Genomic DNA, 19022 nt, shown 5'->3' on the forward strand with positions numbered 1-19022 from the left:
TGGCGGGCCTTTTGCTTTGGGTCAGGGCCCTAAGGCATCATGTACCTGATGGTCTGGAGCAAGGCATCCGCCGCCTCCGCATGGGCGTCGGGCCCCAGCATTTCTGCCGCTGCGACAGATTCCATTTCCGCAAATACCATCCCATCCGTTCCGGCCGCGCATGCCTCGGGAGAGGCAACCACCTCAACCACATGGGTGGCCAGCGCGCGCACCTCATCCATCATCTCCCGTGTGATGAACAGGGGATCGCCTGACAGATCGCCGTCATTGACGGTTGCATCCTGGCTCTGCGGCGCATGATCTGAAAACCACAGGACAATCGACCGGCCCGAAATCTGTTTCAACATCAACCGCATCCGCGCGCTCCACGCAGCCTGAAGTTCGGCCCGGACGGTGGCAAACCGATCTGGCGAGACCCGCGCAAGCTCTGTCACCAGATGGCGGTTATAGTGGAAGTCGGCAAAATCCACCTCACGATAGATCGTGCGCAACAGATTGGACGCGGACACAAATCGGTCGTTGCGGCGCGGGTGCACCGTATAGAACCGGTTGGTCATGTTCTGGGCACCCATCACCTGCAAGACGGTGATGGCGCCTTTTGCGGTCGCGCCCGGCACGAATGGATCATGGGCAAAGGCATCAATGCCCGCGTTGGGCAGGCCGAAATTGACACAAGTCATGCCCAATTGTTCCTCTACCAAAGCCGGAAAGGGTTTGGCGATAAACTTCCCGTATGTCTCCGTCCCACCGACAAAGGCCACATAGGGCGCGTTCAAATCCCGGCGCGGGCCGCGAAAAAGCAGCCGCGACGCGCCATAGCGGCACGGCAAATAGTCAAGGGCCCCTGGCCCCAGTGCATCAAAGGTCATCATACCCACCTTGTTTTACTCACCCGAAATGCAGGATGGGGCAGGCCCGCTACGATTCGCTTAACAGGCGGGTTTTCGACAGGTTTTCGTCAAAAGCGGCCCTTGCAGTGGCGCAGGCCCCCACCCTATTGTGACGCAACTCTTGCAAAGGACAGCACATGGAAATCCAGACAATCGGCATCGTGGGTGCGGGACAGATGGGCAATGGGATCGCCCATGTGATGGCGCTGGCTGGATACGACGTGCAACTGAATGACGTGAGCACAGATGCCCTCAAGCAGGCGGTTGAGCTGGTCGAAGGCAACATGGCCCGCCAGGTGGGGCGCGGCAAAGTCAGCGAAGCAGACATGACCGCAGCGCTGGCCCGCATCAAGACAACGCCGACCCTTACTGATCTGGGCCAAAGCGATCTGGTGATCGAAGCCGCGACAGAGCGTGAAACAGTCAAACAGGCGATCTTCGAAGACCTGCTGCCCCATCTGAAACCCACGACCATCCTGACGTCGAACACATCGTCCATCTCCATCACCCGGCTGGCCAGCCGCACCGACCGGCCGGAAAAATTCATGGGGTTTCACTTCATGAACCCGGTGCCTGTGATGCAATTGGTCGAATTGATCCGCGGCATTGCCACCGATGAGGAAACCTTCTCCGCCTGCAAACAGGTGGTAGACAAACTGGGCAAAACCGCTGCCTCTGCCGAGGATTTCCCCGCCTTTATCGTCAACCGCATCCTGATGCCCATGATCAACGAGGCGGTGTATACGCTCTATGAAGGGGTCGGGAATGTACAATCCATCGACAGTTCGATGAAGCTGGGGGCAAACCACCCCATGGGACCGCTGGAGCTGGCCGATTTCATCGGGCTGGACACATGCCTTGCCATCATGAACGTGCTGCATGATGGGCTGGCCGACACAAAGTACCGCCCCTGCCCGCTGCTGACGAAATACGTCGAAGCAGGATGGCTCGGCCGCAAGACCCAGCGCGGGTTTTACGACTATCGCGGTGATGCGCCGGTGCCGACCCGCTGAATGGTCATTAGGCGCAGGACACCATCGCCGCGTCTTCCAAATGGTTAAAGAAACCCCCGCGGAGCGTTAAAATCTCTTCTGGAGCACCAAAAGAGATTTCAGACCTCCGGTGGGGTTTTTTAGACCATTTGGAAGACGCGGCTGAACCTAGTCCTTGAGCGCCATCGTATGCGCCCGCAACCAGGCCATGAAGGCGCGGGGATCATCGGCGCGTTTGTCGATTTCTTCCTGCGGGATCGGGTGCCCCACCACCGGGGCCTGTGGTTTGTTGCAGCTGTGGACCACTTCATGCAGCAACAGGCCCTGACGCAGCATCGGGCTGACCTGATTGGCGATCTGATACGCGCGGCTGTTCTGACCTGGAAAACGAATTGGCACCACGGTTGCGCCGGAACGGCGGATGACTTTCGCGGTAAAGACGTTCCATTCCGCTTCGATCGCCGGGCCCCACCATGTTTCCGAGCTGGCAACGACGCCGGACGGGAACAGCGCCACAACCCCACCTTCCTTGAGGTGCGTCATCGCCTTGGCGCGCATCTCTACCCCTTTGCGTTGGGCGTCGGGGTCATGGGGGAAAGGCACGGGGATCATGTAGCTGCCCGCAACTTCATCGATGGAGGTCAACAGGGACCGGGTCAGGATGCGGTAGTCGGGGCGCACGCGGCCAATGAGATCAGCAAAGATCATCCCGTCAACCATGCCATGCGGATGGTTGGCCACCACGACAACGGGGCCGTCTTTCGGGATGCGGGCCAATTGCTCTGCCGGGGTTTGCAGTTCGATGCCCATGGTATCAAGGGCCGCGCGCCAGAACGCCTGCCCGCTTGGCGCGCCGCGTTTTTCGAATTTGCGGATCATCCGCAGGATCGACAGCTTGCCGGTGAACAGCTCCATCAGGCTGATCACGCGCGACTGGAACGGGTTGTCGAAGGTAGAGGCATACGAAAGGCTGCGGCGGTCGTACTTGGTGAAAGTGACCTTCTCCTCCTCCGGGGGTGTCCCGGTGGTACCCTTCAATGAGTGCGCGTCGTCCATCACGATGGATTATCCTGCTTGTCTAGGCCGCTCCGGTCAGTCGTCTTCACCAAACCGGTCCGCAACCAGCACGGTCAGTGCATCCGCCAAGGCGTCTGCATCCGGGCCAGAGGTTTGCACGTCAATAGTGCTTCCACAGCTGGCTGCCAACATCAAAAGCCCCATGATACTGTCACCTGATGCGGACATGCCATCCTTGCTGATCTCGGCCCGCGCGTCAAAGGCTTCGACCACTTCCACCAGTTTGGCAGAAGCGCGGGCATGCAGCCCTTTGATGTTCACGATCTGGAGGGAGACGTCGGTCATGGGCATGGGGGCCTTTTAATTGGCACTGACATTCTGGCTGTCGATGTATTTCTTACCTGCTTCAAGTGCCGCACGCACGGCATCCGGGACGGCCATGTGGCGGGATTTGGCCAGTTTGATCAGCATCGGCAGATTTGCCCCGTACAGGATGCGGCGGTTTTCAGGACGGCACGCCAACAGGGACAGGTTCGAGGGGGAGCCGCCAAACAGGTCCGTCACCACCACAACGCCGTCGCCCTTGTCGACCGCATCTGCGGCCTGACAGATCTCTTTTTCCTTGGCAGCGCGGTCGTGATCCGCCCGGATCGCGATGGCCTGCACGCCATTCTGGGACCCCACAACATGCTCAATCGCCGCAAGGTACTCCTGCGCCAAACCGCCATGTGCGACAATTACGATCCCGATCACGTGGGTGCCTCTGATTTCTGCTGGCCATCCAGCTCGCGGTGTCTAATTGACACCTGCCAGCCCGCTTGCGCAAGGCGCAAAGCGTGTGCTTGCGCCAATGTGACCGAGCGGTGCTGCCCCCCCGTGCACCCAAACGCGATGGAGACGTGGGATTTGCCCTCTTCGCGGCAGGCAGGCAGGATCAGCTGGCACAGGTCAAAGACCTTGTCGGCGAAGGCTGCGTATTTTGGGTCTGCGCTGACATAGTCAGCGACCACAGCATCCCGACCATCCATCGCGCGCAAATCAGGTGACCAGTAGGGGTTGCGCAGGAAACGGCAGTCGAAAACCATGTCCACCGATTGCGGCAATCCGCGTTTGTAGGAAAACGACTGAACCGATACCGTCAGGTGGTGCTGGCCGCCGGGGGCGAACCAACGCTCCACTTCCGCGCGCAGCTGGTGGACATTCAGCGATGAGGTATCAATCAGCACGTCGGCGCGGGCGCGCAGGGGGCGCAAAAGATCCTGTTCGCGTGCAACCCCATCGGCGGGGCGGTCTTCGGGTGCCATGGGATGGCGGCGGCGGGTTTCAGAGTAGCGGCGCAGCAGCACATCCGTGGCGCAATCCAGATAGAGCAGTTCAGCCGTGGTATCGGCACGCACCGCAAGCTGGCCTATCAGATCAAGCACCGCATCGGTCGTGAAATCGCGGTTGCGGGTGTCGATGCCCAGCGCCACCGGGCCATCGTGCCCCGGCCCGTCCAGCAGCGCGGGCATCAGGCGCAGGGGCAGATTGTCAATCGTCTCAAACCCCGCGTCCTCCAACACATTCAGCGCAGAGGATCGCCCGGCACCAGAGGGCCCCGTCACCAGCACAAAGCGGCGCGGGCTATCCCTTTCAAGCGCTGGCATGTCGGATTTTGTCATGTTGGGTCAGATATGCCATGCGACAGGCAAAGCAAGATCGCGGCCGGGAAATGCGCCGCCTCTACACGCCGCAGGCAGCGCAGCGGGCGCTCCAGCACAGAAATGCTGTGCGTTTGGGGCAGGCGCGCGGTTTCCGTCTCACTCAGCTCGACAGCAAGTGTGAGGGGTGTGGGGCCTGCGGTGGGCGCATTCAGAATGCCAATACCGCGCGCTTCGATCAGACCTGCGATCGCATCCGGCGCGCCGGCGATCAGGCCATCGCCTTCACGGGTGACGACGGTGCGGTCATCGCTGACCAATTGCGCGCCGCGGCTGATCAGGTCAAGCGCCAGCGCGGATTTGCCCGACCCGGATGGCCCCATGATCAAGACCGCACGTCCTTCATACGCCACCGAAGTCGCGTGCAGGATCGTTTCAGGAGACAGCATAAGTCTGGACGATCAGGTCGGCAGGCCGACGACAAAACGTGCGCCCAACGGCTCTGACGTGATGTCGGCTTCGGTGGGGCGGATGTTCTCAGCCCAGATCACGCCGCCATGCGCCTCAATGATCTGTTTGGAGATCGCAAGGCCAAGGCCGGAGTTGTTGCCAAAGTGTTCGTCGGGGCGCTGGGAATAGAACCGTTTGAAGATTTTCGACAGGGCCTGATCGGGGATACCGGGGCCGGTGTCTTCGACCACCACCAAAACGCGGTTCTGCCGCTTTCGCGCCCAGACCCGGATCGCATCCCCGTCTTCGCAGAAAGAGATCGCGTTGGTGATCAGGTTCACAAACACCTGCGCCAGCCGGGCCTCAAGCCCATGCACAAGGATCGGATCGGCAGGCAGGTCAGTGATGAATTCAACGCCTTTCTTCTTGGCATCTTCACCCAGATACTGGCCCAGATTGGACACCATGGTGAGCAGATCGAACTGCTCTTCCTCTTCCTTGACCAGTTCGGAATCCAGCCGGGAGGCATTGGAAATGTCGCTGACCAGACGGTCCAGACGGCGCACGTCATGGTCAATCACATCCAGCAGCTTTTCGCGCTGGTCGTCCCGTTTGACCAGCCGCAGGGTGCCCACGGCGGACCGCAGAGAGGCAAGCGGGTTCTTGATTTCATGTGCCACGTCAGCGGCGAATTGTTCGTTGCCGTCGATGCGGTTGTAAAGCGCCGACACCATACCGCGCAGCGCACCGGACAGACGACCGATCTCATCGGGGCGCGCGGTCAGGTCCGGGATGCGAATGCGGCCGGGGTTCATCTTGCGGGCGTCCTTGTCCCGGCCCAGCTCTGCGGCGGCAGCCAGATCGGCCAGCGGGTTGGCGATGGTGGAGGCCAGCACCAGACTGAGCCCGATGGACACCAGTGTTGCCACGACAAACATCTGCAAGACACGCTCACGTTCGCTGCGCACCAATTGGTCAATCTCCCCCGCAGCGGAGGCGATGGCGACAACGCCGACAGCGGTCTCGCCCTGTACAATAGGGGTCATCACGGTAAAGAGCGTGCCCCCTTCGGTATCCAGATTGTTCTGTATCTGGGTCCCGGCGGAGAGAGTATTGGGGACCAGCCCCTCCAGCTGTTCTTCGATGGGTGCGACGGACTGGGTGTCTTCCGTGCCGCTGAACGGGGCTGACACCTGGTTCCAGACCCAGGTCAGCCCGTCGGTCAAAATGGTCCGGCTGCCTTCATCCGCAGCAGTGCCTTCCGCCGCTTGTCGCCCTGCGGATTGCGCAACCAGCGTGGCGGCGGGGTCGTAGACAAACACATCGACGCCGCTGCGCAGATCAAGTGCTGCGAGCGTTGCGGCAGCGTCCAGATCAGACGTGGCTGCCAGATCAATCGCCGCACCAACCGGCAGTTGGGCTTCGAAAACATCTGCAATCAGTTCAGCTTCGGACACCAATGCCGCCGCCCGTTGAACCGCAAGTGAATCCCGTGATGAGTTCAGATACAGGATGCCCGCCACAAGGACGTTCAGGGCAATCAGGTTGAACGTGATAATCTTCCGGGTCAGAGGGGACGCGCGCAGCGAGAACAGGCCGCGCCGTTCCCGGCTGACCCGCATCTCGTCAGGGCCTGTGTTGTCCGGCGCAACCCAATCGTCGCCCAGGACAACGTCCCCGTCGCGTGTCGTGGTGCTCAAGTCCCGCACGACGTCCCTTCCACCCTCACCTGAAAACGGTGATTATTCTTCGTTATATCTGTACCCGATGCCGTAGAGTGTCTCAATCGCTGAGAACTCATCATCAGCGGTCCGCATTTTCTTGCGCAAACGCTTGATGTGGCTGTCGATGGTGCGGTCGTCCACATAGACCTGGTCGTCATAGGCGACGTCCATCAACTGGTCGCGGGATTTCACGAAACCGGGACGCTGGGCCAGTGCCTGCAGCAACAGGAACTCGGTCACTGTCAGCGACACGTCCTTGCCCTTCCAGGCCACCGCATGGCGCAGCGGATCCATCCGCAGGAAGCCACGCTCCATCACCTTGGTCTCTTCGGTGTCGCCCACTTCGCCGCTGTCCACGGCATCCTGACGACGCAACAGCGCGCGGATGCGTTCGACCAACAGGCGCTGGCTAAAGGGTTTTTTGACGTAATCGTCCGCGCCCATGCGCAGGCCGAGCACTTCGTCGATCTCATCATCCTTGGAGGTCAGGAAGATCACCGGCATCGCTGTCTTCTGACGCAACCGTTGAAGCAGATCCATCCCGTCCATACGGGGCATCTTGATGTCAAGCACCGCCATGTCCGGCAGGTTCTTGTTAAACGCGTCCAGTGCGGCTTGACCATCGTTGTAGGTTTCGACCTCGAACCCTTCGGCTTCGAGCGTCATTGAGACGGATGTCAGGATGTTCCTGTCATCATCTACCAATGCAATCTTTGACATTGCCTGTTTCCTTATGCTGCTCAATTGATCGTTTTTTGAGCCATTGATCACGGGTTCGCGCGGTCGAATCAATCTCTAACTGCGAATCAGAGCTTTATATGCAGGCATTTGGGCCACAATTTGGTTAGGGATGGCTAAATTGCCGCACTTTTGTCGTATGCCTGCTGTCGCAGCAATTCATGTGCGGGTGCAGAACAGGTCAGGCTGGCGGCAATCTGCACAATGATGGCGCTAACTGAGACAAGTCGCCTGTTCATCTCGCAAATCATCGTGTTAAGAGGCCGTTGAGCCGCCGAAAACGCCACTCTCTGAGGCGCAACCGGCACGATCGCGGGGGCGACCTGCGCTTTGAGGAGACATCGCATGACATCTGGACGGGTTAACCCGCAGTTCACGCTTGAAGATCAACAGATCACCGGGCTGGGCAATGTCTATTACAACCTGATCGAGCCTGCGCTAATCGAAATAGCGCTGCGTCGCGGCGAAGGCACATTGGGCAAGGGTGGCACCTTTCTGGTCACCACCGGCAAATTCACCGGGCGCTCCCCCAAGGACAAGCACGTCGTCAAAAGCGCCAGCGTTGCCGACACCATCTGGTGGGACAACAACGCCGCGATGTCCGAAGAGGGGTTTGATGCCCTCTACACCGATATGGTCGCGCACATGCAGGGGGGCGAATACTTCGTTCAGGATCTGGTGGGCGGCGCCGACCCACGCCATGCCATCAACGTCCGCATGGTGACAGAGATGGCATGGCATGGTCTTTTCATCCGCCACATGCTGCGCCGTCCGGAACGGGCAGAGCTGGATGAATTCATCGCGGATTACACCGTCATTAACTGCCCCAGCTTCAAGGCCGATCCCGAAAAGCACAACTGCCGGTCCGAGACCGTCATCGCGATGAACTTTGATCGCAAGATGATCCTCATCGGCGGGACGGAGTACGCGGGCGAGAACAAGAAATCCGTTTTCACCCTGCTGAACTATCTGCTGCCAGAGAACGGCATCATGCCGATGCACTGCTCTGCCAACCACGCGCACAACAATCCTGTCGACACGGCCGTGTTTTTTGGCCTGTCGGGTACGGGCAAAACCACGCTGTCGGCTGATCCTGCGCGGACGCTGATTGGCGATGACGAACACGGCTGGTCTGACAACGGCACCTTCAACTTCGAAGGGGGATGCTACGCCAAGACCATCAACCTGAGCGAAGAAGCCGAGCCCGAGATCTACGCGACCACCAGAAAATTCGGCACCGTCATCGAAAACATGGTCTTCGACCCTGAGACGAAGGAACTCGACTTCGACGATTCCAGCCTCACCGCCAACATGCGCTGCGCCTATCCGCTGGAGTATATCTCCAACGCGTCGGCCAAGGCTGTCGGTGGCCACCCCAAGAACATCATCATGCTGACCTGCGACGCCTTCGGTGTCCTGCCGCCCATCGCGCGGTTGACGCCTGCGCAGGCGATGTACCACTTCCTGTCGGGCTTCACCTCCAAGGTGGCCGGCACCGAACGGGGCGTGACCGAACCCGAACCCACGTTCTCCACCTGCTTTGGTGCGCCTTTCATGCCGCGCCGCCCAGAGGTCTACGGCAACCTGCTGCGCGAAAAGATCGCCCAGCATGGCGCAACCTGCTGGCTGGTGAACACCGGTTGGACCGGCGGCGCCTATGGCACCGGGTCCCGGATGCCGATCAAGGCCACCCGCGCCCTGCTGACCGCAGCGCTCGAAGGGGATCTGGCGGATGTACAATACCGCAAGGATCCCAACTTCGGATTTGACGTGCCCGTGGCCGTGGAAGGTGTGCCAGACATCCTGCTCGACCCACGCCGGACATGGGACAACCCGGAAAGCTATGACCGTCAAGCGGCGAAACTGGTTGGCATGTTCTCTGACAACTTCGCGCAGTATCTGCCCTTCATCGACGATGACGTGAAAGCAGCCGCGATCAGCTGATTGATCCACACAGGCACAAAAAAGGCCGCCTCTTGCCGGGCGGCCTTTTGCGTTGGTCGCTCTGTGAAACCTCAGGCGGCCTGGCTCACCAGTTCCTCAACCGGGATGTCGAGCAAGAACCGCGCGTCTTCCCGGCTCAGCCAGGTCAGGAACGCTTCAATCGGCTTGTCACGCCCGGCGATGGCCCATTTCAGCGCACCGGGTTCGTTGTGCATGTAGCCCATCCGCTCTGCAAAGCCCTTGAAGGCCACCGTGCGCAGCATGAAGCCGTAGATGTAATCCGGATCCCAGCGGCGCAGAACTTCCAGCAAACCGGTGCGGGCCAAGACCGTCGACAGGCCAACCCCGCGATACCGCCCTTCCTCCGGCGCCATCCAGACTTCGCCGTGATAGACGACGTGGCCGTGAATGTTGTGCGCGCCTGGCGTGGCGCGGAACCGGGACTGGGACAGCTGCACGCCGGGGATCGGCGGCGGGAAATCACGGAAGTTGCGCAGCAGGTGGCCAGCAAGCGACTTACCGCCGAGCGGCACCTTTTTGGCCGCCTGCGTGTGGATCAGCTCGCCTCTTTCGTTGCGCCCAATCAGCCAGAAAGAATCACTTTTTTGCAGATCCTGTAGCTCGTGATTGAAGGGCGCACCCAGATTCTGCACCTTCCGCTCTTCACGAATAATCTCGCTATATTTCTCAAAGTTACTGCCTATGGTGACTTCGATGCCGTGAGACCGCAAAATATTGCGGCTAGATGCGATGAACGGAGTCGCATCTTGCGGAAATTGAATCGTCATTGAGCAGTCTCCTTGGCCATGTCCCCCTAGAAGGTTAATACAAATGCCAGAAAAACACCCGTTCTTTACTTAAATCTGACACAATTTCGCCCAAATCTGCCGATTGTGTCCCAACTGCAATTTCTATTTATACTCGAATCGCGCCATCTCTGCGCTGAAATCTGGCTGCTCCATCGGCAGCAATCCCTGTACCCGACTGACATCAACACCCGAGATTCTAAGGTCTTTTACCGGATGCACCAAGGACATGACCGCGGGTGATCCGTCGGGGAAGAACCCGTTCAGGATCATTCGCTGATATGCAACAGGTGCATTTTCATGCGAAGACCCCACTGGCATTCGCGTGAAAACATGATCCAACCGGGCGATCTGCTTTGATTCTGCCTCATCGAAAGCCTGATAAATGAGGTGGGAAAACTCCTCCCCCGCGGGCATCTGGCCCAGCGAACGCCCGATGCTGGAGCGGGCAAAATCAAGCCCGAACCAGTTGACGTAAGCAGACTTTTCCCCGAACTCGACACATATCCAGCCCGCCTCCGAACGACGATAGATGATCAGGTAAGGGCGCACATGGCGAAACGTCTCCGCCTCGATCTGGCCAGAGGACACCGCCCAGGCCCGCATGGTTTCCCGCAGCAGGATAGACTGGTCTTTCCAGATGTTTCCAAGTGGTTGTTGTTCTTGATAAAAATCCCAATCCCCAACATGGGCGCGCAGTTTCTGCAAATGCCCTTTTGAACTGGTCTGCCCGCGCAGCCAGGTGATCCCCCGTGCCAGAATGTCCTTGGCATCCGGCAGCACGCTTTCCCCCATATCGGTCAATTGATACCGACGGTCATCGACCGCAAACAAGGGTCCCCCCATCGCCGCTTCAAGTGAGGCAATGTGCCGACGCACGGTCTGGCGTGTGCTGTTCAGATCTTTGACCGCATGGCTGAGGTTCAACGTCGACGCTAGGGTGACAAAGGAGCGAATCATCTCGAACAGCAATGCCGGGGGCGGTTGGTCCTCCGCAGGCAGAGTGTCGGTTTGCGTGTCTTTTTCGAGAGTATTCGTCATAAGGTTGTACGGTGCATAGATCACCCATTGTTGCAACAAAAATCATCCATCGGTCGTACATATTCAACTCAAAAGAGAATAAATCTATCCAATTGAACGAAGTCTTAAACATGGCGAAAACGTGGCATGTTCAATCAGAGGCTTAATGATCAAATGTCCCATCCCGTAGATGTACATGTCGGTAAACGGTTAAAGCAGATCCGCACACTGCGCAGGCTCTCGCAGACGGATGTCGCGCGAAAGCTGAGCCTGTCGTTTCAGCAAATCCAGAAGTATGAAGTTGGCTCCAACAGGGTGGCGGCAAGCCGACTGTTCGAACTATCCCAAATCCTGGACGTCTCTCCTGCCTATTTCTTTGATGGGCTGCATGACGATCCCACCAAGCAACAGGTCGAAGACCCCGGCATGGACATCGTGAATGCCCTTGCCGCCATCGATGACGAAGCGATCAAATCACGCATCAAGACCTTCATCGAAGATGTCTCCGGTCTGACCGTGGCCAAACGCGGATGAACCCAGCGCCGCCGCTCCGGAGAAACCGGGGTCTGCGCTTAGAAAAGCGCGCGGCGGATCAGGTTTGCCCCGGCAAACAGCAGCACAATCAATGTAGCCCTGCGAAACGCGCTCTGATCAATACGGTCAGACACCCGTCCGCCCAGCCACATGCCCAGCAGCGCTGGCAAGATCATCACAATCGAAAACGGCAGGGTTTCAGCGCGCAAAACGCCTGACCCAAGATGCGCACCCAGCAGCGCCACGGACCCCGCGCCATAAATCACCCCTTGCACCCGCATCTGATCGGCCTTGGGCGTCTCGCGGGCTGTCAGGTAGGCAACTGTAGGCGGCCCCCAGACCCCCATCAGCCCGCCTGTCACCCCCGAAAACGCACCTGTCACGGCTTCCGCCACCCGGTTGTCCGGCCGCACCCGCAGGCGCACGCCGCTCAATTGCAACAGCACGAAAAACACCACCGGCACACCGATGGCGAGCAGCATCCAGCGCTCTGGCACCACACGGACCAGCTGAGCAGACAACACCAGCGTGATGCCGCCCGTGATCAGAAACACCCTGAACATCCGCGCCGACGCCCAGGCCGCTGCCACCCCCTGTCTGAGCGATTGCACCGCATTGCCGACAAGCGTTGGCACGATCAGCCCCGCCAGTGCCAGTTCCGGCGACAGAAACAGGGTCAGGCCCGAAATGATGACAAGCGGCTGCGCGAATCCCACCACGCCTTTGACGAATCCTGCACATGCGGCAATTCCAAGGGCGCAGATCAGCGTAAAAGGTGTTAAAAAGGGGAAAAGCGCCTCCATGGCTCTACATACCACGCCTTGAATGCGGTGCACGGCCCAAATAGCCACGCAACTATCGAACAAATTGACGCATCCAAACGTATCTTTATTGTGCTGCACCTGCGAAGGCGGTATCAGCGGCCAGGTTTGAAAAGGATTATGACGATGGCACATGACGGTCAGGACATGACAAGGATGGACACGCCGGTTCTGCTGGATGATCTGCTGGCCCTTACAGGTGCCGCAGTCCAGCCGGTTGAAACCATATTGGACAAGGCCAAGGACGCCGTGCGCCAGTTGGTCAGCGTCGGGGACCGGGTGTCAAACGACCTCGTCGAAGCCAACCAGACCGCGGCCCACGGCCTTGCATGGCTCGCCACCTACACAGAATCGCTGCGCCAGATGCAGGGCTGGGCCGAAAAGCTGAACGCTGAGGGCAAATTCGGCGAAACCGAACAGCTGATCCACCAGATCGCCTTTGGCGAATACCTCTGGCAGATTTACGGCGGTATCCAGATGAACCAGGGCGAAATCCTGCGCCTTCAGGACCTTGGCCTCAGCCAGGACGACATGCGCGGCATGATGGACCCCGCCGTGATGACCCTGACACAAGGGGGCAACACCCAAGCCGCCCGCACCCGCCTTGTTGAGCTGATGCAGGAACATTCCGCCAATGTTACCGTCGGGGCCTCCGGTCTCGATGAGGAACTGGAAATGATCCGCGACCAGTTCCGCCGCTATGCCGTGGAAAAGGTGGAACCCTTCGCCCATGACTGGCACCTCAAGGATGAGCTGATCCCGATGGAAGTCATCGAAGAACTCGCCGAAATGGGCGTTTTCGGCTTGACCATTCCCGAAGAATACGGCGGCTTTGGCCTCTCCAAGGCCTCCATGTGCGTCGTCTCCGAAGAACTGTCGCGCGGGTATATCGGTGTCGGTTCCCTCGGCACCCGCTCGGAAATAGCGGCAGAACTGATCATCGCCGGCGGCACGGAAGAGCAGAAACAGAAATGGCTGCCCCAGATCGCCTCCGCTGAAACCCTGCCCACCGCCGTCTTCACGGAACCAAACACCGGCTCCGACCTCGGCTCCCTGCGCACCCGTGCGGTCAAGGATGACAATGGCGATTACAAGGTCACCGGCAACAAGACCTGGATCACCCATGCCGCACGGACCCACGTGATGACCCTGCTGGCCCGCACCGATCCGGAGACCTCCAACTACAAAGGCCTGTCGATGTTCCTGGCGGAGAAAACGCCGGGGGACGATGCCAACCCCTTCCCCACCGACGGCATGACCGGCGGCGAGATCGAAGTGCTCGGCTATCGCGGCATGAAGGAATACGAACTGGGTTTTGACAACTTCCACGTCAAGGGTGAGAACCTGCTCGGCGGGGAAGAGGGCAAAGGTTTCAAGCAGCTGATGGAAACCTTTGAGAGCGCGCGCATCCAGACCGCCGCGCGTGCCATTGGTGTCGCACAATCCGCGCTCGATATCTCCATGCAATACGCGCAGGACCGCAAGCAATTCGGCAAATCGCTGATCAACTTCCCCCGCGTCTCCTCCAAGCTCGCCATGATGGCGGTGGAGATCATGATCGCCCGTCAGCTGACCTATTTCTCCGCATTCGAGAAAGACGAAGGCCGCCGCTGTGACGTGGAAGCCGGGATGGCCAAACTGCTGGGTGCCCGCGTCGCATGGGCGGCGGCAGACAACGGCTTGCAGATCCACGGCGGCAACGGTTTTGCGCTGGAATACAAGATCAGCCGCGTGCTCTGTGATGCGCGGATCCTGAACATCTTTGAAGGTGCGGCAGAGATCCAGGCGCAGGTCATCGCCCGCCGTTTGCTGTAATTTCCCACGGGCGGTAGGAAAGATCCCGCCGCCCGTCCGGGGTTATCCACAGATATTTCTGCGGCGCAGCAAATCTTGCCTTGCTCGACCCCATGTCGGTCCCTACCTTACAGGCATGGCGACATCTCGACTCACAAAAACCGATTGGTTGCACGCTGGCTTTGACGCGCTCAAAGCCAAGGGGCCGCACGCCTTGGCGGCAGAACCTCTGGCCCGCCGGATGGGCACGACGAAGGGCTCGTTCTACTGGCACTACAAAGACGTGCCCGCCTACCACGCCGCTCTGCTCTCCAAATGGCGCGCCGATGCGCTGGAACGGGTGATGGAGCAATTGATTGCAACAGGTGCCCCCGATCAGCAGTTGCGCGACTTTGGCCAAGCCATCCTGCGCGATGAGATTGAGGCGAGCCTGCGCATCTGGGCGCAAAACAACGCGGATGTCGCCGGTGTCCTGGCTGAGGTGGATGCCGAACGGCTGGGCTACCTGACCTTTCTGCTCAAGAAAATGGGCCTGCGGAACGAAAACTTCGCCCGCGCCCTTCAGGCGACGCTCATCGGCCTGCCGCAATACGCGCCCGGCGATGGTGCCACGCAAACCAGCGCCTTCGATACGCTCGTCGATACGGTGCTGGCGCTGAGCTAAACGCGCGTGGGTCTGCTGATCTTCTTGGTCGTGATGTCAGTGGCCTTCCAGAATCAGGACCAGACCGTGCGCGCTTACGGTGCGGATGATCACATCTGGCAGCTGATCGAACTGCGCGACAGCCCATTCACCGCCCATGCCACCCTGCACTTTCCCCATATCGGCGTGATCACCGGCAAAGCGCCCTGCAACAGCTACCGCGCCGAGATGCACATCCCCTACCCTTGGTTTGGTGTGAGCCAGATCGCTTCCACAAAACGCATCTGTCCGGAACTTGCGGCTGAAACGGCGTTTTTCGCTGCCCTGAAAGAAGCCAGCCTTTCCAACGTCGGCCAGGACACCCTGACGCTGTCCAACGAAGCGGGCGATCCGCTGCTGGTGTTCAGATCCGCCGATTAAACGTATCCACAAACCGCGCCCGCGCTTCCGGTAGGGGATTGTTGCCAAGGTCTCGCGCCAGATGCTGCTCCAGAAAATAACCCGTTGTCTGAAGGGCTTGCGCCACCTCCTCATCAGGCCCGTCCCCCATCCCCCGCAACACAAGGGGCAGCGGCAACAACCGATCCACCCATTCCCCGGCAGCCTGCCTTGACACCGCCCGCCCTGTCTTGGGCGAAACAAAGGCCAAATCCTCGTTCGTCCCCCGCACGGCACAGGCATCCAACGTCAGCCCATATCCCATCTCTTCGAGCAGGCTCAGCTCCCAGCGCAGGTATCCAAGCGGCCAGATTTGAGGGTGGTCCAGCAAATCCAGCAGGTTTTCGGTGCGGCGGTACAAGGCGGGATAGGGCTCCCGCTCCGGCAAGCAGAACGACAACATCGCCGTCACGGCATTCAAACCTGCCAGCGCCAGCCGATCCCCCATCGCCACCGCCGCCCGGCTGCGCACCGGCTCCACGGTGAAACTGCCCATGTGATCTTCCAGCCGCGCCCGCCATGCGACATCCAACTGCGCACCGGGCTGCAAATGCGGAGCCACCTTGCGGCTGGTGCCGCCGCGCACCACGCCCATGTGACGGCCCTGTTCAGGCGTGAACATCTCGATAATGGCCGAGGTCTCTCCATGGCGGCGCGTGCTCAAGAGTATCCCCTGCCCCCGCCACTCCATCAGTCCAGCCCCGGCGCATCCAGCAAATGCCGTCCGGCGCGGTCCTCCACCTCGATCACCCAAAGATCCGGATCAAATCCGCGCTGCCTGGCAATTAGCTCGTCCACATCCCCTTCCGCCCCGGACGACAATTCCATCCAGACCTGCCCCCCTGTCTCCAGATCAAAGGACCGCTGAAACACCCGCGCCTGCCCGTCCAGTGTCGCCAGTTTCACCAAAACCGCGCCCCCGGTGTCATCCCCATGGGCCACCACAAAGGCCGGGATGTTCTCCAGCCCAAGACGCATCAAATAGGCATCCACCCAGAAGCGCGCCGTCAGCCGGGGCATGCCAACGCCCCCCTTCCAAATGGTTCAAAAAACCTCCCCGAAGGGCCGTTTCGCCCCATGCGCCCCTCCTCAGAAGTCAAGCGTCACCCGTTGCCATCCTTGAAATCCAGGCCCATCTCCGAATACCGCTCCGATTCCTCCAGCCAATTCGGCCGCACCTTGACCTGCAAGAACAAATGGATCTTGCGGCCCAGGAACTCCTCCAGCTCCATCCGCGACGCCTTGCTCACCGATTTGATCGTCTCGCCCTTGTGGCCCAGCACAATCCCCTTGTGCCCATCGCGCATCACGTAGATCAGCTGGTCAATCCGGGCCGATCCATCAGGGCGTTCTTCCCAGTTCTCCGTCTCCACCGTCAGCTGATAGGGCAGTTCCTGATGCAGGCGCAGCGTCAGTTTTTCCCGGGTCATTTCTGCGGCAATCATGCGCATCGGCAGATCGGCGATCTGGTCCTCTGGATAGAGCCACGGTCCCTCCGGCAGCTCCCCTGCCAGCCATGTGCGCAGCATATCCACCCCATGCCCGCGTTCAGCGGAAATCATGAAGGTTTCCGCAAAATCATACCGTTCGTTCAGATCCTTGGTCAGCCCCAACAGAACCGGCGCCTCCACTCGGTCGATCTTGTTGATGGCCAGCGCCACCTTGCGCCCCTGCCCGATGTTGCCCAGCCCCTCAAGGATATGTTCCACCCCTTCGGTCACACCCCGATGCGCTTCGACCATCAGCACCACCACATCCGCATCCGCCGCTCCGCCCCAGGCGGCGGCCACCATCGCGCGGTCCAACCGACGACGCGGCTGGAACAGCCCAGGCGTATCCACAAAAACGATCTGGCTCTCGCCTTCCATCGCCACGCCGCGGATGCGGGCGCGTGTGGTCTGGACCTTGTGTGTGACAATCGACACCTTCGCGCCGACCATACGATTAAGCAGCGTGGATTTGCCCGCGTTGGGCTCTCCGATCAGGGCGACAAAACCGGCGCGTGTGGACATGTTACTTCTCCAGATCAGCCAGCAAGCTGGCGGCAGCGGCCTGTTCGGCGCGGCGTTTTGAGGGGGCGGTGGCGGTGGCTTCCGCCCCGTTTTCCAGCCGCGCGGCAATGGTAAAGACCGGCGCGTGATCCGGCCCGCTGCGTTTGAGCTCAACGTAAGCCGGAGGCGACAGCTTGCGTGCCTGCGCCCATTCCTGCAAGGCGGTCTTGGCGTCGCGCGCGTCTTCCTCCACGGCCTGCGTGCGGTCGCCCCACAGCCGCAGCACCAGCGCTTTGGCTGCCTCAAAACCGCCATCCAGATAGACGGCTGCAATAACCGCCTCAATCCCGTCGCCCAGCAATGCCTGTTTGCGCCGCCCGCCTGAGATCATCTCAGACCGCCCCAGCTTCAGCACTTTGCCCAGATCCACCTCCCGCGCCACATCCGCGCAGGTTTCCTTGCGCACCAGCGCATTGAACCGTGGGGCCAACTGCCCTTCGGTGGCTTTTGCATCCAGTGCCAGCAGCGCTTCGGCCATCACCAGCCCCAGCACCCGGTCCCCCAGAAATTCCAGCCGCTGGTTGTCATCCCGATTGGCCGAGGACATCGACGCATGGGTGACCGCGCGCACCAACAGCGCAGGCTCCGCAAAGGTATGGCCGATCCGGGCCTGAAAATCGCGCAGATCGCCGCTCAGCTTCATTGCACCGCTTTGAAGAACCGGTCGCTGCGCCAGGTCCAGAAAAACAGCATCGACCGCCCGGCCGAGCTGAACATGATCCGGTCTGCCCGGCCAATCAGGTTTTCATAGGGCACGAAACCCACACCATTGGCCACCGCAGGCACCCGGCTGTCGAGCGAATTGTCACGGTTGTCACCGATGAAAAAGAAATGCCCCTCGGGCACGGTGAACACACCGGTGTTGTCTACCTGTTGGGGGCCAATGTTCAAAATCGTGTGCTGCACGCCGTTGGGCAGCGTTTCAATCTGGCGGCCTTTCTCACAGGTACCGCCTTCGCCCACTGCCCCGTTTTGACAGCGCGGCCTGAGCCGTTGCGGGCCCTGCGCCTGCATCATTTCTTCGAAGACACCTGCATCCTCTACCTGAACAGGCCGCCCGTTGAGGTTCAGCACACTGTCCTTCATCTGCACCCGGTCACCCGGCAGACCGACCAGCCGCTTGATGTAATCCCGCCCCGATACCGGATGGCGGAAAACCACCACATCGCCGCGCTCCGGCTCACCGCCGAACAGGCGGGTGTTTTCCCCGTCAAAGACCCCGCAGATGTCTTCGGCATCCACATTGATGCCAAATCGCGGCAGGATCAGGCTGGGGCAAGAGGCATAGGAATAGCCGTAGGCCATCTTGTTGACGAACAGGAAATCCCCGATCAACAGCGTTTCCTTCATCGACCCGGACGGGATCCAGAAGGGCTGAAAAAAGACGGTGCGGAACACGCCCGCAATCAGCAACGCATAAACAATTGTCTTGATCGTCTCGACAAAGGCGTTGCCGCTTTTTTCGGTCTCGGCCATACGCCATGTTCCTTGTGCTCGGGTCTTAGCGTTACATGCGGGTG

The 19022-nt window shown here is 60.0% G+C and carries 22 protein-coding genes; 6 read left to right on the forward strand and 16 right to left on the reverse strand.

Going from position 1 to position 19022, the window contains the following annotated elements; translation table 11 throughout:
- Positions 1 to 29: 29 nt before the first annotated feature.
- Positions 30 to 869: a DUF6473 family protein gene (locus Q1A91_RS09765; protein WP_299876251.1), complete on the reverse strand. Its 840-nt coding sequence runs from the start codon at positions 867 to 869 to the stop codon at positions 30 to 32.
- 158 nt (positions 870 to 1027) lie between these two features.
- On the opposite strand from Q1A91_RS09765, the gene Q1A91_RS09770 reads away from it, so the two are divergent.
- Positions 1028 to 1903 carry a 3-hydroxybutyryl-CoA dehydrogenase gene (locus Q1A91_RS09770; RefSeq protein ID WP_299876253.1) on the forward strand — a complete coding sequence of 292 codons (876 nt, stop codon included), beginning with the start codon at positions 1028 to 1030 and terminating at the stop codon, positions 1901 to 1903.
- A gap of 147 nt (positions 1904 to 2050) precedes the next feature.
- On the opposite strand, the gene Q1A91_RS09775 is transcribed toward Q1A91_RS09770, so the two are convergent.
- Genes Q1A91_RS09775 through Q1A91_RS09805 form a run of 7 tightly spaced genes read right to left on the reverse strand, consistent with a single transcriptional unit; the run spans position 2051 to position 7433 of the window.
- Entirely contained in the window at positions 2051 to 2938 is an 888-nt protein-coding gene (locus tag Q1A91_RS09775; RefSeq protein ID WP_299876255.1) for a lysophospholipid acyltransferase family protein, read from the reverse strand.
- A gap of 36 nt (positions 2939 to 2974) precedes the next feature.
- Positions 2975 to 3244, reverse strand: a complete 270-nt coding sequence (locus Q1A91_RS09780; RefSeq protein WP_299876258.1) for an HPr family phosphocarrier protein — start codon at positions 3242 to 3244, stop codon at positions 2975 to 2977.
- A 15-nt stretch (positions 3245 to 3259) separates the two neighbouring features.
- Positions 3260 to 3652, reverse strand: a complete 393-nt coding sequence (locus Q1A91_RS09785; protein WP_299876261.1) for a PTS fructose transporter subunit IIA — start codon at positions 3650 to 3652, stop codon at positions 3260 to 3262.
- The gene (gene rapZ, locus Q1A91_RS09790; protein WP_299876263.1) at positions 3649 to 4560 is read right to left on the reverse strand and encodes an RNase adapter RapZ; all 912 of its coding nucleotides are present in this window, start codon (positions 4558 to 4560) and stop codon (positions 3649 to 3651) included. Before rapZ ends, Q1A91_RS09785 begins: the two co-directional genes overlap by 4 nt.
- Positions 4557 to 4988 carry an HPr kinase/phosphorylase gene (locus tag Q1A91_RS09795; RefSeq protein ID WP_299876265.1) on the reverse strand — a complete coding sequence of 144 codons (432 nt, stop codon included), beginning with the start codon at positions 4986 to 4988 and terminating at the stop codon, positions 4557 to 4559. Before Q1A91_RS09795 ends, rapZ begins: the two co-directional genes overlap by 4 nt.
- 12 nt (positions 4989 to 5000) lie before the next feature.
- A complete protein-coding gene (locus Q1A91_RS09800; RefSeq protein ID WP_299876267.1) occupies positions 5001 to 6698 on the reverse strand; it encodes a sensor histidine kinase in 1698 nt (565 codons plus the stop codon).
- A gap of 33 nt (positions 6699 to 6731) precedes the next feature.
- The gene (locus tag Q1A91_RS09805; protein ID WP_299876269.1) at positions 6732 to 7433 is read right to left on the reverse strand and encodes a response regulator transcription factor; all 702 of its coding nucleotides are present in this window, start codon (positions 7431 to 7433) and stop codon (positions 6732 to 6734) included.
- Between the two features lie 363 nt (positions 7434 to 7796).
- On the opposite strand from Q1A91_RS09805, the gene Q1A91_RS09810 reads away from it, so the two are divergent.
- The gene (locus Q1A91_RS09810; protein WP_299876271.1) at positions 7797 to 9395 is read left to right on the forward strand and encodes a phosphoenolpyruvate carboxykinase; all 1599 of its coding nucleotides are present in this window, start codon (positions 7797 to 7799) and stop codon (positions 9393 to 9395) included.
- A gap of 71 nt (positions 9396 to 9466) precedes the next feature.
- Here the strand turns inward: Q1A91_RS09810 and Q1A91_RS09815 are convergent, their stop codons facing one another.
- Together Q1A91_RS09815 and Q1A91_RS09820 are read right to left on the reverse strand one after the other, a co-directional pair.
- Positions 9467 to 10183 carry a hypothetical protein gene (locus Q1A91_RS09815; RefSeq protein ID WP_299876273.1) on the reverse strand — a complete coding sequence of 239 codons (717 nt, stop codon included), beginning with the start codon at positions 10181 to 10183 and terminating at the stop codon, positions 9467 to 9469.
- Positions 10184 to 10306: 123 nt separating this feature from the next.
- Positions 10307 to 11278, reverse strand: coding sequence for a LysR family transcriptional regulator (locus tag Q1A91_RS09820; protein ID WP_299876275.1), 972 nt, complete (start codon positions 11276 to 11278; stop codon positions 10307 to 10309).
- 117 nt (positions 11279 to 11395) lie between these two features.
- On the opposite strand from Q1A91_RS09820, the gene Q1A91_RS09825 reads away from it, so the two are divergent.
- Positions 11396 to 11755 carry a helix-turn-helix transcriptional regulator gene (locus Q1A91_RS09825; RefSeq protein ID WP_299876277.1) on the forward strand — a complete coding sequence of 120 codons (360 nt, stop codon included), beginning with the start codon at positions 11396 to 11398 and terminating at the stop codon, positions 11753 to 11755.
- Positions 11756 to 11793: 38 nt separating this feature from the next.
- Here the strand turns inward: Q1A91_RS09825 and Q1A91_RS09830 are convergent, their stop codons facing one another.
- On the reverse strand, positions 11794 to 12558 hold the full coding sequence (locus tag Q1A91_RS09830) for a sulfite exporter TauE/SafE family protein (RefSeq protein ID WP_299876279.1): 765 nt from the start codon (positions 12556 to 12558) through the stop codon (positions 11794 to 11796).
- A gap of 144 nt (positions 12559 to 12702) precedes the next feature.
- Here Q1A91_RS09830 and Q1A91_RS09835 point away from each other — a divergent pair, with 144 nt between their 5' ends.
- The 3 genes from Q1A91_RS09835 (at position 12703) to Q1A91_RS09845 (ending at position 15433) form a co-directional block, all read left to right on the forward strand.
- Positions 12703 to 14391, forward strand: coding sequence for an acyl-CoA dehydrogenase family protein (locus Q1A91_RS09835; protein WP_299876281.1), 1689 nt, complete (start codon positions 12703 to 12705; stop codon positions 14389 to 14391).
- A 115-nt stretch (positions 14392 to 14506) separates the two neighbouring features.
- On the forward strand, positions 14507 to 15034 hold the full coding sequence (locus Q1A91_RS09840) for a TetR/AcrR family transcriptional regulator (RefSeq protein ID WP_299876283.1): 528 nt from the start codon (positions 14507 to 14509) through the stop codon (positions 15032 to 15034).
- A gap of 6 nt (positions 15035 to 15040) precedes the next feature.
- Complete coding sequence (locus Q1A91_RS09845) at positions 15041 to 15433, forward strand: META domain-containing protein (RefSeq protein ID WP_299876285.1); 393 nt, start codon at positions 15041 to 15043, stop codon at positions 15431 to 15433.
- Here Q1A91_RS09845 and recO read toward each other — a convergent pair.
- The 5 genes from recO to lepB form a co-directional block, all read right to left on the reverse strand.
- Positions 15417 to 16142 (reverse strand): DNA repair protein RecO, encoded by a 726-nt coding sequence (gene recO, locus Q1A91_RS09850; RefSeq protein WP_299876287.1) that lies wholly within the window; start codon positions 16140 to 16142, stop codon positions 15417 to 15419. The genes Q1A91_RS09845 and recO overlap by 17 nt on opposite strands.
- A complete protein-coding gene (locus Q1A91_RS09855) occupies positions 16142 to 16471 on the reverse strand; it encodes a DUF1491 family protein (RefSeq protein ID WP_299876289.1) in 330 nt (109 codons plus the stop codon). Before Q1A91_RS09855 ends, recO begins: the two co-directional genes overlap by 1 nt.
- A gap of 83 nt (positions 16472 to 16554) precedes the next feature.
- Positions 16555 to 17463 carry a GTPase Era gene (era, locus tag Q1A91_RS09860; RefSeq protein ID WP_299876291.1) on the reverse strand — a complete coding sequence of 303 codons (909 nt, stop codon included), beginning with the start codon at positions 17461 to 17463 and terminating at the stop codon, positions 16555 to 16557.
- 1 nt (position 17464) lies between these two features.
- On the reverse strand, positions 17465 to 18145 hold the full coding sequence (gene rnc, locus Q1A91_RS09865; RefSeq protein ID WP_299876293.1) for a ribonuclease III: 681 nt from the start codon (positions 18143 to 18145) through the stop codon (positions 17465 to 17467).
- Positions 18142 to 18978 carry a signal peptidase I gene (gene lepB, locus Q1A91_RS09870; protein ID WP_299876295.1) on the reverse strand — a complete coding sequence of 279 codons (837 nt, stop codon included), beginning with the start codon at positions 18976 to 18978 and terminating at the stop codon, positions 18142 to 18144. Before lepB ends, rnc begins: the two co-directional genes overlap by 4 nt.
- Positions 18979 to 19022: the final 44 nt, after the last annotated feature.

It is taken from the genome of uncultured Sulfitobacter sp. (assembly GCF_947500075.1).
In the GTDB taxonomy this organism is placed as follows: domain Bacteria; phylum Pseudomonadota; class Alphaproteobacteria; order Rhodobacterales; family Rhodobacteraceae; genus Sulfitobacter.

Excerpts from the sequence above, each read along its gene's own strand:
- Q1A91_RS09765 (WP_299876251.1), bottom strand. The coding sequence starts at position 869 with ATGACCTTTGATGCACTGGGGCCAGGGGCCCTTGACTATTTGCCGTGC.
- Q1A91_RS09770 (WP_299876253.1), top strand. The coding sequence starts at position 1,028 with ATGGAAATCCAGACAATCGGCATCGTGGGTGCGGGACAGATGGGCAAT.
- Q1A91_RS09775 (WP_299876255.1), bottom strand. The coding sequence starts at position 2,938 with ATGGACGACGCGCACTCATTGAAGGGTACCACCGGGACACCCCCGGAG.
- Q1A91_RS09780 (WP_299876258.1), bottom strand. The coding sequence starts at position 3,244 with ATGACCGACGTCTCCCTCCAGATCGTGAACATCAAAGGGCTGCATGCC.
- rapZ (WP_299876263.1), bottom strand. The coding sequence starts at position 4,560 with ATGACAAAATCCGACATGCCAGCGCTTGAAAGGGATAGCCCGCGCCGC.
- Q1A91_RS09795 (WP_299876265.1), bottom strand. The coding sequence starts at position 4,988 with ATGCTGTCTCCTGAAACGATCCTGCACGCGACTTCGGTGGCGTATGAA.
- Q1A91_RS09805 (WP_299876269.1), bottom strand. The coding sequence starts at position 7,433 with ATGTCAAAGATTGCATTGGTAGATGATGACAGGAACATCCTGACATCC.
- Q1A91_RS09810 (WP_299876271.1), top strand. The coding sequence starts at position 7,797 with ATGACATCTGGACGGGTTAACCCGCAGTTCACGCTTGAAGATCAACAG.
- Q1A91_RS09815 (WP_299876273.1), bottom strand. The coding sequence starts at position 10,183 with ATGACGATTCAATTTCCGCAAGATGCGACTCCGTTCATCGCATCTAGC.
- Q1A91_RS09825 (WP_299876277.1), top strand. The coding sequence starts at position 11,396 with ATGTCCCATCCCGTAGATGTACATGTCGGTAAACGGTTAAAGCAGATC.
- Q1A91_RS09830 (WP_299876279.1), bottom strand. The coding sequence starts at position 12,558 with ATGGAGGCGCTTTTCCCCTTTTTAACACCTTTTACGCTGATCTGCGCC.
- Q1A91_RS09835 (WP_299876281.1), top strand. The coding sequence starts at position 12,703 with ATGGCACATGACGGTCAGGACATGACAAGGATGGACACGCCGGTTCTG.
- Q1A91_RS09840 (WP_299876283.1), top strand. The coding sequence starts at position 14,507 with ATGGCGACATCTCGACTCACAAAAACCGATTGGTTGCACGCTGGCTTT.
- recO (WP_299876287.1), bottom strand. The coding sequence starts at position 16,142 with ATGGAGTGGCGGGGGCAGGGGATACTCTTGAGCACGCGCCGCCATGGA.
- Q1A91_RS09855 (WP_299876289.1), bottom strand. The coding sequence starts at position 16,471 with ATGCCCCGGCTGACGGCGCGCTTCTGGGTGGATGCCTATTTGATGCGT.
- era (WP_299876291.1), bottom strand. The coding sequence starts at position 17,463 with ATGTCCACACGCGCCGGTTTTGTCGCCCTGATCGGAGAGCCCAACGCG.
- rnc (WP_299876293.1), bottom strand. The coding sequence starts at position 18,145 with ATGAAGCTGAGCGGCGATCTGCGCGATTTTCAGGCCCGGATCGGCCAT.
- lepB (WP_299876295.1), bottom strand. The coding sequence starts at position 18,978 with ATGGCCGAGACCGAAAAAAGCGGCAACGCCTTTGTCGAGACGATCAAG.